10 protein-coding genes are annotated in these 14014 nt (G+C 69.1%); 5 read left to right on the forward strand and 5 right to left on the reverse strand.

Annotation, left to right across the window (positions count from 1 at the left end):
- The first annotated feature begins 233 nt into the window (after nt 1–233).
- From mfd to APZ21_RS27750, 3 genes are all read left to right on the forward strand, one after another.
- Nucleotides 234–3848, forward strand: a complete 3615-nt coding sequence (mfd, locus tag APZ21_RS27740) for a transcription-repair coupling factor (RefSeq protein WP_054816202.1) — start codon at nt 234–236, stop codon at nt 3846–3848.
- Nucleotides 3849–3910: 62 nt separating this feature from the next.
- Nucleotides 3911–4540 carry a nucleoside triphosphate pyrophosphohydrolase gene (locus APZ21_RS27745; RefSeq protein WP_082393514.1) on the forward strand — a complete coding sequence of 210 codons (630 nt, stop codon included), beginning with the start codon at nt 3911–3913 and terminating at the stop codon, nt 4538–4540.
- A gap of 265 nt (nt 4541–4805) precedes the next feature.
- Entirely contained in the window at nt 4806–5381 is a 576-nt protein-coding gene (locus APZ21_RS27750) for a TerD family protein (RefSeq protein ID WP_054816204.1), read from the forward strand.
- A gap of 71 nt (nt 5382–5452) precedes the next feature.
- Here APZ21_RS27750 and APZ21_RS27755 read toward each other — a convergent pair whose 3' ends face one another.
- From APZ21_RS27755 to APZ21_RS27775, 5 genes are all read right to left on the reverse strand, one after another.
- Nucleotides 5453–6877 carry an MATE family efflux transporter gene (locus APZ21_RS27755; RefSeq protein WP_054816205.1) on the reverse strand — a complete coding sequence of 475 codons (1425 nt, stop codon included), beginning with the start codon at nt 6875–6877 and terminating at the stop codon, nt 5453–5455.
- A gap of 111 nt (nt 6878–6988) precedes the next feature.
- Nucleotides 6989–8023, reverse strand: a complete 1035-nt coding sequence (locus tag APZ21_RS27760) for a PLP-dependent cysteine synthase family protein (RefSeq protein WP_054816206.1) — start codon at nt 8021–8023, stop codon at nt 6989–6991.
- 76 nt (nt 8024–8099) lie between these two features.
- Nucleotides 8100–9500, reverse strand: coding sequence for an alanine racemase (locus tag APZ21_RS27765; RefSeq protein ID WP_307588165.1), 1401 nt, complete (start codon nt 9498–9500; stop codon nt 8100–8102).
- Nucleotides 9491–10501, reverse strand: a complete 1011-nt coding sequence (locus tag APZ21_RS27770; protein WP_054816207.1) for an ornithine cyclodeaminase — start codon at nt 10499–10501, stop codon at nt 9491–9493. The genes APZ21_RS27765 and APZ21_RS27770 overlap by 10 nt, the downstream gene beginning before the upstream one ends.
- Nucleotides 10473–11633, reverse strand: a complete 1161-nt coding sequence (locus tag APZ21_RS27775) for a TauD/TfdA family dioxygenase (RefSeq protein ID WP_054816301.1) — start codon at nt 11631–11633, stop codon at nt 10473–10475. Before APZ21_RS27775 ends, APZ21_RS27770 begins: the two co-directional genes overlap by 29 nt.
- A 226-nt stretch (nt 11634–11859) precedes the next feature.
- Here APZ21_RS27775 and APZ21_RS27780 point away from each other — a divergent pair, with 226 nt between their 5' ends.
- Together APZ21_RS27780 and eno are read left to right on the forward strand one after the other, a co-directional pair.
- Nucleotides 11860–12579 carry a lytic transglycosylase domain-containing protein gene (locus APZ21_RS27780; protein ID WP_082393516.1) on the forward strand — a complete coding sequence of 240 codons (720 nt, stop codon included), beginning with the start codon at nt 11860–11862 and terminating at the stop codon, nt 12577–12579.
- Between the two features lie 138 nt (nt 12580–12717).
- A complete protein-coding gene (gene eno / locus APZ21_RS27785) occupies nt 12718–14004 on the forward strand; it encodes a phosphopyruvate hydratase (protein ID WP_054816208.1) in 1287 nt (428 codons plus the stop codon).
- The last annotated feature ends 10 nt before the right edge of the window (nt 14005–14014 follow it).

A 14014-nucleotide genomic window follows, 5' to 3' on the forward strand; every position in this document is an offset into this window, starting at 1 on the left:
GGGGGCTGCGAATTGTGGCTGTGGTCTTGCTTCTGGCGCGGCGGGTTCGTGGGGGTCGCTGTCGGGTTGCGGGAGGATCGGCCGGTGCGGCTGGGGTGATCTTTCGGTGTTGGTTCGCGCTTGGGGCCGGGGTGGGTGGCCGGGGTACCGATGGTGGGGGCGGCGGTCGGGTCGCGGCCGGTGTTTAGACTCGATTGGCTGATCAAACCACCGCCTCGTCGCAGGAGTAGTCGATGTCGTCCCACCGTCCACCTCTCGCGGGACTGGCCACGGTGGCCGGCTCCGACATCGGCTTGCGGACCGTCTCCGACCTGGTGGGCAAGTCCTCGGTCGAACTGGTCGCGCCGGTGGCGGCGCGGCCGTTCGTGGCCGCCACGGTGGCGGCGAAACAGCCGTTGGTGGTGGTCACGGCTACGGGGCGGGAGGCCGACGATCTCGCGGTCGAGCTGACCGAGATGCTGGGGGGCGGCGTCGCGCAATTCCCCTCGTGGGAGACCTTGCCGCACGAACGGCTCTCCCCGGGGGCCGATACGGTCGGGCGCAGGCTCGAGGTGCTGCGGCGTCTGGCTCATCCGCGTGACCCCGTTTTCCCGGATCCGCTCCGGGTGGTCGTGACCACCGTGCGGTCGCTGATGCAGCCAATGGCGGCGGGGCTGGGGGATATCGCGCCGATCGTGCTGCGCGTCGGCGCGGAGTTCGATTTCGACGAATTGCTCACGCGGCTGGTGGAATTCGCGTATACGCGGGTGGACATGGTGGGTAAGCGTGGCGAGTTCGCCGTGCGGGGCGGGATTCTCGATCTGTTTCCGCCCACCGCGGATCATCCGGTGCGCGTGGAGTTCTGGGGTGATGAGATCACCGAGCTGCGGCCGTTCTCGGTCGCCGACCAGCGCTCGCTCACCGATGTCGCGGTGGATGTGGTGGCCGCGCCGCCGTGTCGGGAGTTGCTGCTGACCGACGCGGTACGTGACCGGGCGGCGGCCGTGGCGGCGGACAACGCCGCGGACGCGGCGCTGGTCGAGATGCTGGAGAAGCTGGCCGAGGGTATTCCGGTGGACGGGATGGAGGCGTTGCTGCCGGTTCTGCAACCGGGTGAGCTGCGGCTGCTGACCGAGGTGCTGCCGCGGGGCGCGCATCTGCTGCTGTGCGATCCGGAGAAGATCCGCACGCGTGCCGCCGACCTGGTGCGCACCGGCGAGGAGTTCCTGGAGGCGTCGTGGACGGCGGCGTCCTTCGGCGGCGCGGCGCCGCTCGGCGGGCACGGGCTCGATCTGGCCGCCTCCGGCTATCGCGGACTCTCCGATATACGTGAAAGCGCCGACCGCGAGGGCCTGCCCTGGTGGACCTTGAGCCCTCTGACCTCGGGTGACCCGGCCGAGGTCGTGTTGCCGATGCTGGCGGGTCCGGCCGCGCGCGGGTCCGACGAACTGGTGGCGACCATCTTCGCCTCGCTGCGCGCCCACGTCGCCACCGGCGCTCGCGCGGTCGTCGTGGTAGCCGGTCACGGTACGGCCGCGCGCATTCTGGAGCGGCTCGCCGACGCCGACGTTCCGGCGGGGGTGCTCGCGCCGGGCGCCGAACCCGAGCCGGGTGTGGTGGGGGTGCTCTGCGGTTCGCTGCACGACGGACTCGTCTTCGACGACGCCGGACTCGTCGTGGTCGCCGAATCCGATCTCACCGGCAATCGCGTCACCGCGCCCGCCGAGGGCAAACGGCTGCCCGCCAAGCGGCGCAATCAGGTCGACCCGCTGGCCCTCAACGCGGGCGATATGGTCGTGCACGACCAGCACGGCATCGGCAAATTCGTGGAGATGATCGAGCGCACGGTGGGCGGCGCGCGCCGGGAGTACCTGGTCATCGAGTACGCGCCGGGTAAGCGCGGTCAGCCGGGCGACAGGCTGTTCGTGCCGATGGAGTCGCTGGATCAGCTCTCGCGCTATGTCGGCGGGGAGATGCCGAGCCTGTCCAAACTCGGCGGCTCGGACTGGGCGAACACCAAACGCAAGGCCCGCAAGGCCGTTCGTGAGATCGCGGGTGAACTGGTGCAGCTCTATGCCGCCCGGCAGGCGGCGCCCGGACACGCGTTCGGCGCGGATACCCCGTGGCAGCAGGAGATGGAGGACGCGTTCGCCTTCACCGAGACCGTCGACCAGATGACGGCCATCGCCGAGGTCAAATCCGATATGGAGAAACCGGTGCCGATGGACCGCGTGGTCTGCGGCGATGTCGGCTACGGCAAGACCGAGATCGCGGTGCGCGCGGCGTTCAAGGCGGTCCAGGACGGCAAACAGGTGGTCGTGCTGGTGCCGACGACCCTGCTGGCCCAACAGCATCTCCAGACCTTCACCGAGCGGGTGGCCGGATTCCCGGTCACCGTGAAGGGACTGTCGCGGTTCACCGACCCGGCCGAATCGCGCGAGGTGCTCGCGGGTATGGCAGACGGGTCGGTGGACATCGTGGTCGGCACGCACCGGCTCCTACAGACGGGGGTGCGCTGGAAGGACCTCGGTCTGGTGATCGTGGACGAGGAGCAGCGCTTCGGCGTCGAGCACAAGGAACACATCAAGGCGCTGCGCACGCACGTCGACGTGCTCACCATGTCGGCGACGCCGATTCCGCGCACCCTGGAGATGAGCCTCGCGGGCATCCGTGAGATGTCGACGATCCTCACCCCGCCGGAGGAACGCCACCCGGTGCTCACCTATGTCGGCGGCTATAACGACAAGCAGGTCACCGCCGCCATCCGGCGCGAACTGCTGCGCGACGGCCAGGTGTTCTACGTGCACAACCGGGTGTCCTCGATCGACAAGGCCGCCAAGCGGATTCGCGATCTGGTTCCGGAGGCGCGGGTGGTGGTCGCGCACGGCCAGATGAACGAGGACATGCTCGAACAGACCGTGCAGGGCTTCTGGCAGCGCGAATTCGACGTGCTGGTGTGCACGACGATCATCGAGACCGGTCTCGACATCTCCAATGCCAACACCCTCGTCGTGGAGCGCGCCGACGCGCTCGGCCTGTCCCAGCTGCATCAGCTGCGCGGCCGGGTCGGTCGCAGCCGGGAACGCGGATACGCCTACTTCCTGTATCCGCCGGAGAAGCCGCTCACCGAGACCGCCTACGACCGGTTGGCGACCATCGCCCAGAATTCCGACCTCGGCGCGGGTATGGCCGTGGCCATGAAGGATCTCGAGATCCGCGGCGCCGGTAACGTTCTCGGCGCCGAACAGTCCGGGCACGTGGCGGGCGTCGGCTTCGACCTGTACGTGCGGCTGGTGGGCGAGGCGGTCGAGGCGTATCGGGCCGCCGCCGACGGAAAGCCCATCACCACCGAGGAGGTCAAAGAGGTCCGCATCGACCTGCCGGTGGACGCGCACATCCCGCCGGACTACATCGCCAGCGATCGCCTGCGGCTGGAGGCATACCGCAAATTGGCCGCTGCGCAGGATGATTCGGCGCTGGCCGCGGTTGTCGAGGAACTGGTCGACCGATACGGGCCGCTGCCGGTCGAGGTCGGGCGCCTGGTGTCGGTGGCGAAGCTGCGGCTGCTGGCGCGCGAGTACGGTGTCACCGAGATCGCGGTCACCGGAACGACATTGAAGGTATCGCCGCTGCTGAACCTGCCCGATTCCAAACAGCTGCGGCTCAAGCGCATCTACCCGAGCGCGGGATACAAGGCCGCCAGCGGTGTGGTGCAGTTGCCGCTGCCCCGGGTGCACGACAGCGTCGGAGCCGATCGGGTGCGCGACGTGCAGTTGTTGCAGTACGTCGCTGATCTGTTGCTGGCGCTGGACGGGAAGGCCGGGGGCGCGGTGGATCTGCGGGTCGCCACCGAGGTGTCGGCGAATTGACCGACACCGATCGCGACCCGGTCGCGGTGACCGCGCACGCCCTCGCCGAGGCCGTGGACGTGATGAACCGGCTGTGGGAATTCGGCGGCTGGGAGGTCACTCAGACCCACGATTCGCTGCGACCCTACCTGCTGGAGGAGACCTACGAGCTGCTCGACGCCATCCAGGCAGGCGACGCCGAGACCATTCGGGAGGAACTCGGCGACCTGCTGCTCCAAGTCCTGTTCCACGCCAGGATCGCCGAGGCCGCCGGTGAGTTCACCGTCGGTGACGTGGCCGCCGCACTGGTCACGAAACTGGTCAATCGCAGTCCGCACCTTGGGGATTCGCGCATCGACCCGGCGGCCACGCTCGCGGAGAAGATCGCCGCGCAGGAGGCGGCGTGGGAGGAGCGCAAATCGGCGGAGAAGGCCCGGCGCTCCTGTCTGGACGGTATCGCCATGGCCCAGCCCGCGCTCGCGTTGGCCGAGAAGGTGATAGGCCGCGCGACCAAGGCTGGGTTGCCCGAGGATCTGATCGGCGAGGAACTGCGCGTGGTGCGTCTCGGCGGCCCGGACAGCGCCGAGGAGCGCCTTCGCAAGGCCGCACTGACCTTCGCCACGCGCGTTCGAGCCGCCGAGGACGCCGCCGAGGCCGCGCGCGGCGCGCGTCTGCCCCTGACCTCGCAGGACTGGCGCGCCCACTGGGCGTGAGCGATTCGGGATTCGTCCGATCGCGAACGTGCCGTCACCGCGCGGCGGACCAGCTTCCATGCGAGCCTGCTATGTCGACCGGGGATCACGGTATTCGGGAAGCGATGGCGGGCAGAGTGGCGGCCGTGCGGGATCGGGCAGAGAATTCTCCGCGAGTCGGTTTCGCAACGGTCGGGTACCGATTGAAAACCGGCGCAACAAAAATCGGGACTACGATAATAATCGTGCTGAAAGGCGGCGCGACCGCGCCGAACGGAAGGGGATCATGAGCGTCACACTGGCCAAGGGCGGAAATGTTTCGCTGTCGAAGCAGGCCCCGAACCTGACCAAGGTTTCGGTGGGACTCGGCTGGGACGTGCGCACCACCACCGGGGCGGATTACGACCTCGATGCGAGCGCGCTCGCCACCGGACCGAATCTGAAAGTGCTGTCCGATCAGCATTTCGTGTTCTACAACAATCTGCGCTCGCCGGAAGGCACCATCGAGCACACCGGTGACAACCTGACCGGTGAGGGCGAGGGAGACGACGAGACGATCAATGTCGATCTGGCCGCCACGCCGCCGACGATCACGAATATCTTCTTCCCGGTGTCGATCCACGACGCCGACGCCCGCGGACAGTCGTTCGGGCAGATCCGCAACGCCTTCATTCGCGTGATCGACGCCACGACCGGCGCCGAACTGGCACGCTACGACCTCACCGAGGACGCCTCGACCGAGACGGCGATGGTCTTCGGCGAGCTGTACCGCCACGGGCCGGAATGGAAGTTCCGCGCCATCGGTCAGGGCTACGCCTCCGGGTTGGCGGGTATCGCCCGCGACTACGGCGTGCACATCTGACCTGTGCCGGAGACGACGCCGCGCCGATCGGTTCGACCGATCGGCGCGGCGCGATTCGTTCCGAAGTGGAATCAACCCGGTGTGGTGACGGATTCGGGCAGCAATCCGGGCAGTTGTCGTTCCCTGCGGTCGAGCAGGGCGAAGTAGCGGCGGACCATGAGCACCGCGGTGGTCGCGAGACCGGCGGTCAGACCCCACCAGACGCCCGCCGCGCCGAGGCCGAGCGGGAAGGCGAGCAGCAGGGCCGCGGGCAGGCCGACGACCCAGTAGCCGACCAGCGACAGGCGAAGTCCCGCCTTGGTGGCCTTCAGACCCCGCAGTAGTCCGGTGCCGATGTTCTGCGCGGCGTCGAAGAATTGCAGCACGATGCCGATCAGCAGCAGGGTGTGCGCGATCTCGATGGTCGCGGTGTCGCCCGGCTCGAGGAACGGCCGCAGCACCATATCCGGCGCGACGACGTAGACCACGCCGGTGACCGCCGCCACGATCGCGGCGTGGCGCAGCGCCAGCCATGCCACCGTGCGCGCTCGGCCGAATTCGTCGCGTGCCACCGCATGGCTGACCAGGATGGACGCGCCGTGCGAGATGCCGATGGCGACCTGGAAGACGATGTAGATGATCTGGTAGACCACATTGTGCGCGGCCAGGGCCGCCGGTCCGAAACCGCCCATCACGAGCGCGAGCACCGAGAACATGCCCGCTTCCGAGCCGTAGGTGAGCGCGATCGGCGTGCCGAGCCTCAGTTCCGATCGGACCGTCGACAGGTGTACGGGCCAGGGGCGCAGCGCCAGGGCGCGGCCGAGTTCCTCGTCGCGGCGCACCATGAGGTAGAGCGCGCCGAAACCGAGCAGGAATACCAGGGTGGTCGCCATGCCGATGCCGGTCAGCCCGAGGGCGGGCAGACCCGCCCAGCCGTGCATGAAGGCAAGCGCCAGTGCCGGATTCAGCGCCACCGATCCGAGGGTCACCATGAGCAGGGCTTGCGGGCGCTGCATGCCGACGGTGTACTGGCGCAGCACCTGGAACCACAGGCACGGCAGCAGACCGGGAGCGAGGGCGACCATCAGGGGGCGCGCGTCGGCGAGTACGCCCGCGTCCTGGCCGAGCCACCGCAGCGACCAGCCGAGGCCGATGAGGATCATGCCGCCGAGCAGCCCGGCCAGGGTGGCGATGAGGAAGCTCGAGCGCACCACCGCGCGGACCTCGTCGTCGGCGGATTCGCCGCGCTTGCCCGCGGCGCCGACCGCACCCGCGATCTGGTTGCCGGTGCCGGTGACCAGTCCGACGCACATGGTGCGGACCTGGTTGAACAGCACGATGGCCAGTCCGCCCGCGGCGACCTGCCGCACCCCGAGAGTGCCCATGAGCGCGATATTGGTGGTGGACACCGCGATCTGGGCGAGTTGGGTCAGGACGATCGGTGCGGCGAGGGCGGTGAGCCGCCGTCCGTCGGCTCGCCCGCCCGTCCCGCCGATGCGAAGGTTCGGCAGGTTCATCGGTCCGCTCCCACCGCGCGGCGGGCGGCGCGGTGCGTCGCGACGCGGATCGTCAGGGGCTTCATCGCGCCTCTCCACTCGAGCGCCTTCGGTTTGGCGCACCGGGACATATCATCGCGCCTCGACCAAGCCGGAACTGTTCGAGGCGGGCGAGTAGCGCCGCAGCAGCCGGGCGACCTCGGCCTCCACCTCGGGGGCCAGCAGGTCGCGCGCCGACATCCAGGCGTCGTCGAATACGGTGTCGAGATATTTCTCGCCGCCGTCGCAGACGATGGTGACCACGGTCGATCCGGGCGGGAACTGTTCGAGGCGGGTGAGTCCCGCGTACACCGAGCCGCCCGCCGAACCGCCGATCATCAGCCCGAGTTCGGCGGCGACCGCGCGGGCGGCGGCGAAGGCGTCGATATCGGACACCTTGGCCCCTTCGTCGAGCAGTGAGTAGTCGACCGCGGTGCCGATGGTGGCGCCGGGCGGGGTGCCGGTGCCGGACTGCCAGTACGGGCCGCCCGGACCGCCGAAGGCGATGGAACCCACCGGCTCCACCCCGATGACGCGCGGAACGCATCCCAGTTGGCGCAGCCGGGTCGCGGTGCCGAACAGCGAGCCGCCCGTGCCGACCGACGATAGCAGGATGTCGACCCGCCCCACATCTTCTAGCAATTCTTCAGCTACCGAATAATAGCCCACCGCATTGGCCGGGTTGTTGTGCTGTTCGGTGAAATACGCGTCGGATCGCTCGGCGGCCATCGCCGCGGCCAGGTCCTCGCGCGCCGAGGTCGCCAACTCGTCATTACCCTCGTCGGCTACGAAGACCAGTTCGGCGCCCATCGCTCGCATCGCCCGCAGCTTGTCCTTGCACGCGTGACGATCGACCACCGCGGTGAAGCGATACCCACGTTCGGCGGCTACTACCGCCAGACCGAGTCCGGTATTCCCTGAAGTGGATTCGATGATATGTCCGCCGGTGCGCAGCAAACCTCGACGTTCGGCATCGAGGACCATTTCGCGCGCCATACGGATCTTGGCCGCGCCCGTGGGGTTGAACTGCTCCAACTTGAGCAGCAACCGGGTGCCCGTGGCGGTGGTCGCGAGTTCGAACAGCGGGGTGCGGCCGATCAGGTCCGTCACGCGGTTGACGAGCGGCATGGGTATCTCCTCGGTCGTGAGCGGTCGTGGCCGCGGCGCGGGGCCGATCGCGCGGTGCGGCCTACTGCGGCGCCGTTTATCCGGCGTCGAGTCTCCAGCGCAGCCGGTCGCCGTCGGCGTCGTACAGCACGACCTTCGGCGGAATCGGCAGCTCGTGAAAGGCGGATTCGTTGGAATCCATCTGGTATCCGGCGGTATTCGGATACACCAGCAGGTCACCTACCGCCGCGGCGCGCGGCAGCGGGATTCGGCGCCAACTCAGCATGTCCGATTCGAGACAGGTGGCGGCGCCGACGCTGGTCGGCGTCGGATCGCCCGGACGTCGCGGCCACAGCACCGGATCGGGCAGGTATTCGCTGTCGAACCACTGTTCGGACAGGCTCAGGCTGGTGCCGTCCACGGTGAGCAGGCGATACGGTGCGCCGTGTGCGACGCGAGTCTTGGCGTCGCGCACCCGGAACACGGTCGATCCGGCGCGATCGAGCAGCGCGCGACCGGGTTCGATCGCCAACCGGATGCCGTTGTCGCGCAAGCGGCCCGCGAGGTCGCCGTGACGCAGGATCGCCGCAAGCATGTCGGGGCCCGGCTCGGCGCAGTGGTAGGGGTAATAGGAGTCGAATCGCTTGCCCGCGTGGAACCAGTCGCGGGTGACGCCCTCGGTGAAGGCACGCCATTCCCGCGCGGGCACGTAGTCGACGGCGAAACCGCCGCCGATGGAGATGACCGAGGCCTCATGGCCGAGCGCCCTGGCCTCGAGGCAGCGATCGACGAGTTCGGCGGCGAAGTCGGCGCGCGCGACCGGGTCGTAGCCGGACAGATGGAAACTGAAGCCCGTCAACGCGACCGGACCGCCCTCGCGATCCAAGATGGCCATCGCCACCGCGAGTTCCTCGGCGTCGAGCCCGAACCGGCTCGCCGACGCCGTCGGCAGCACGCGCAGCAGCACCCGGGCCCGGCCCGCCGTCTGCGCGAGCGCGGTGATCCGGTCGAGTTCGGCCACGCTGTCCACGGCCAGCTTGGCGCCGTGGCGCAGTGCCAGCCACAGCAGGTCCTCGGATTTGGCCGGTCCGGTGACCATGAGCTCGGTGCCGCGAATGCCGTGGGCGAGCGCGGCGGCGAACTCACCGGTACTCGAGACGTCCACCCCCGCACCGGCGTTCGCGCACGCCCTGATCACGCACGGGGATTTGTTGGCCTTCTTGCCGTAGTAGATGTCGCCTGCGACTCGCGCCGCCCGCATGACCTCGTGGAAACCGTGGATATTGCGTTCGACGCGAGCGGGATACATGACGTGGAACGGCCCGCCGATCGCGAAGGCGATATCGCCGAGCAGTTCCGGGTGGTCGAGCAGTCGCCGCTCCCACGGGTCGCGGTGCGCGGGCAGGGCGGTGGCGCTGTTCGCCCGTTCGCCGGGCGGGGATTCGGTGCTCGGCGTGTCGAGCCGGGACCGAATCGCGTCCGGTCCGCTCAGTCCCACAGCGGGACCTCCGTGCCGCGTCCTTCGGCGATGGCCCGTTCGGCGAGGGCGTGCGCCACCGCGACATCGGTGAGCACGAGTCCGCTGTTGTAGACGAAGACGCGCTCGTCATCCGTGCGCCGCCCGACCGCGCGGCGGCTCAGGATCTGCGGCAGTTCCGCGTCGACCCCGCGCAGCGTGCCGTCCGGGCCCGCCATATCCGTGCCGGTCAACCGCATCTGCTCGGCGCTGGTCGCGACGACCCGATCGGCATCGATCAGCGTCGACGGCGCGAGCCCGTAGCCGACCAGCACCGCCACCGAACCCGGTGCGAGATCGGCGGATTCGAGCGCGACCTCGGTGCCGGGACCCGCGGTCGCGAGCACCACGTCGGCCGTGGCCGCGGCGGCGCGCGGATCGGACACGGTCTCGAGCACGGCGTGCGGATCGTGCGCGGCGAGCATGCTGCGCACCGCCGCCAGCCCCTCGGTATGGGTGCCGTAGACCATGAGTTCGCGCAGTTGCGGTGCGGCGGCCAGCAGATGCGGCAACGCGTTGCGGCCCTGGGTTCCGGTGCCGATGAGCAGCACGCGCCGCGCCCCGGGGCGCATGGTCTCGCGCACAAGCAGCGCCGACACCGCGGGTGTGCGCAGCGCGCCGACCCGGGCGCAGTCCATCATGGCTATGGGCGCGCCGGTGGTGTCGTCGTAGAGGGTGATCGTCGTGTAGTAGCGCTTGGTGCTGCGATCGTGATCGGGATCGAACTTGTACGAGGTCTTCATCGCCACGACGCGGCGGCGGCCGTCACGGCCAAGCATGGCGTAGGCCACCGACCAGCCGCGCGGGTCGGCGACGCTGAGTTTGCGGGGATTGTCCGACTCGCCCGCCGCGAAGGCCAGGTAGGCGTCCTCGACCGCGCGTACCACGGCCGCGGGCGTGATGGGCAGATCGGCGAGATCGCTGCGGCTCAGTACCCGCAGGGGCGTGGCGCGGTCACGGCTGTGCAACGGTTCCTCGTTCATCTGCTGTGGTTTCCCGCCCTGCTCCCGCCCCGGTCGGCCGCCGATTCACTGCGACCGGGAAAGGGGCAACGATCTGTTGCCCATATCCATTCTCGTCGGATTCGGCCGCTCGGCGGCGCCGTTCGGGCAGGCGGATATTGACACGCTTGAGCCAGCGGTCGGTGCCGTCGTAGCGCGCGGTGAACGGCACCCGGCCGTGCACGGCCACGTCGTTGTCGATCAGCAGCAACTCGCCCGGGTCGAGTGTCGCTGTTACGCAAACCCTTTCGAGTTCCATGGTGAGATGAGCGTAGGCACGCCGGAATTCGACGCCCGCGTCATCGAGCGGAGTGTATGCCGGATCGTAGCGCAGGGTCAGATCAGCTGTGCTGTATCCGCTTTCGCTCCACACCGTGGGAACCGGGATGGCGTCGAAACGCTCATGGCCGCCGCCATAGGACACGTCGGGCAGGATCGGCAGGGTCGGCGCGGCGAGCAGGCGCAGCTGTTCGCCGGTCAGCTCGACGCGGCGCACCGAGGAGACGGTGGTGCCGACACCGTCGGTATTGCGCAGACAAACCAGCATCAGCAGATTCGACCGGGCCGGGTGGAAGGCGTCCTCGGTGTGCGGACACAGCAGCGTCTCGCTGCTCGCCCCGGACTGCTCCGCCTCGTGGCCGCGGGCGGGCACGATGTTGTTGACCAGCCGCCCGTCCTGCTGTCCACGCCAGCCGAAGGGTTCACCGGCGCAGCGCCCGAGCAGCAGCGTCACGATGTCGAATTCGAAGGAGCGCGCGCGCCGCGCCGGATCGCAGCTCCAGCCCGCCGCTTCGCGCCAATCCGACGGTGTCGGGCCGAATTCCGCGTCGGTGATCGGCAGCCCGGTCACGATCGCCGCTCCCGCGGGTCCGGCGGGCGGGCGCAGCGCCCGGCGTACCTCGGCGGGCAGTTCGCGGGCGCGGGCGTCGATCCGTTCGACCAGAACGGGATCGGTCAGCGTGCGCGCGCGATCCGGTCGCGCGGGCGCGGCATCCAGTTCGGTACAGATTTCGTGTGCCAGCGCGCGCACCGCGTACCCGGCCTCGGCGGGCAGTTCACGTCGTTCGATATCCAGCGGGTGAAGCTTGCTACGTTCGGAGAGAACGCTTTTCACCAAGGATCCCTTCTTCGGGTCGGGTCGGGAACGGGTGACGATCCGATCTGCGAAGCTAATGGGTCCGCCCGCGTTAAGCAAGCCTTACCTAAGCGAGTCGTGAAATAAGACATGCCAATTGGTTTCCGCGACCCATGGGACGAAAGGCGCCGCGACCCGGCGAGACCGGCGGGTCGGCGCTCGCGAATCGGCGGCGCGCTCGGCGGATCTGGATGATGGAATCGTGTTGTCGAAGAAGTCCGGCGCGGTGGCCGCCGTCCTGGTGAGCCTGGTCTTGGCCGGATGCGGTGGGGGTCCGTCGTTGCCGCCGATTCCGCCGGGAATCCCGCCCGGACCCGGCGCAGTGCTGCCCGTCATCGATCTGGACGGCCCGGGTCGTACCGCCGTGCAATTGCGCGGTTGGGCGAGTGAGCAGTCGAGTACCGGGATCTCCTCGGTCGCGCTCGAGGCATACGGCTACGCGGCCGCGGTCATGGCGCGGTCGAGACCGGACTGCGGTATCGCGTGGACGACGCTCGCGGGCATCGCCAGCGTGGAGAGCCGTCACGGCACGCACGGCGATTCGACGCTGGCGGGCGACGGGGTCGTGCGCCCGCCGATCATCGGCATCGCGCTCGACGGCGCAACGGGAGTCGCACTCATCCGCGACACCGACGGCGGGGCTCTCGACAGCGACACCGAATTCGACCGTGCGGTCGGCCCGCTGCAATTCATTCCCGAGACCTGGCGGCGCTGGGGTGTGGACGCCAATGGCGACGGCGTCGCCGATCCGCAGAACATCGATGACGCGGCACTGACCGCGGCCCGGTACCTGTGCGCGAGCGGTGGTGATCTCACTTCCGAGCGCGGCTGGCAGCAGGCCCTGCTCACCTACAACCGCTCGACCGCATACCTGCTCACCGTCCGCGATCGCGCGGCGGCCTACAGCGTAGGTCGCCGCGCGTGATCCGGCGCCCGCACCGCCCGCGCGGTGACCGGGACCGGCCGTGCCGGAGCCTGTGCCGGTCCGTCCTGCGCTAGGCTCGGCACCGCACGGCCCACCCCGTGAGACCCACCGTGCCAGCAGCGAAGGAGTGTCGTTTTCGTGGCCATCATCGAGCAGGTCGGCGCACGCGAGATCCTGGATTCTCGCGGCAACCCCACTGTCGAGGTCGAGATCGCCCTCGACGACGGCACCTTGACCAGGGCGGCCGTGCCCTCCGGTGCCTCCACCGGTGAGCACGAGGCCGTCGAACTACGTGACGGCGGCGACCGGTACCTGGGAAAGGGAGTGCAGAAGGCCGTCGAGGGCGTCCTCGACGAGATCGCCCCCGCCGTCATCGGGCTCGACGCGGTCGAACAGCGCACCGTCGACCAGGTGCTGCTGGATCTCGACGGCACTCCCGACAAGTCGCGCCTCGGCGCGAACGCGCTGCTCGGCGTCTCGCTCGCGGTGGCCCGCGCGGCGGCGGAGTCCTCGGGTCTGGAGCTGTTCCGCTACCTGGGCGGACCGAACGCCCACGTCCTGCCGGTTCCGATGATGAACATCCTCAACGGTGGCGCGCACGCCGACACCGGTGTGGACGTGCAGGAATTCATGGTCGCGCCGATCGGTGCGCCGACATTCAAGGAATCGCTGCGCTGGGGCGCCGAGGTATATCACTCGCTCAAGGCGGTGCTGAAGTCCAAGGGCCTGGCCACCGGACTCGGCGACGAGGGCGGTTTCGCTCCCGACGTGGCGGGCACCAAGGAGGCGCTCGACCTGATCAGCGTCGCCATCGACAAGACCGGTCTGAAGCTCGGCACCGACGTCGCGCTCGCGCTCGATGTCGCGGCAACCGAGTTCTACACCGCCGGAACCGGTTACAAGTTCGAGGGCGCCGACCGGACCGCCGCCGATATGGCGCAGTTCTACGCCGAACTGCTCACCGCCTACCCGCTGGTGTCCATCGAGGACCCGCTGTCGGAGGACGACTGGGACGGCTGGGTCGCGCTCACCGACCAGATCGGTGACAAGGTGCAACTCGTCGGCGACGACCTGTTCGTCACCAACCCGGAGCGCCTCGAGGAGGGCATCGCCAAGGGCGCGGCCAACGCGCTGCTGGTGAAGGTCAACCAGATCGGCACACTGACCGAGACACTGGACGCGGTCGAACTCGCGCACCGTAACGGCTACAAGACGATGATGTCGCACCGTTCCGGCGAGACCGAGGACACCACCATCGCCGATCTGGCGGTGGCTGTCGGCAGCGGCCAGATCAAGACCGGCGCTCCCGCCCGCAGCGAGCGGGTCGCCAAGTACAACCAGTTGCTGCGCATCGAGGACGCGCTGGGCGATTCCGCCCGGTACGCCGGGGACGTCGCGTTCCCGCGCTTCGCGTTCGAGGGGTGAGTCTCGCGGT

This window comes from Nocardia arizonensis (assembly GCF_001310275.1).
Taxonomy (GTDB): Bacteria; Actinomycetota; Actinomycetes; order Mycobacteriales; family Mycobacteriaceae; genus Nocardia; species Nocardia arizonensis.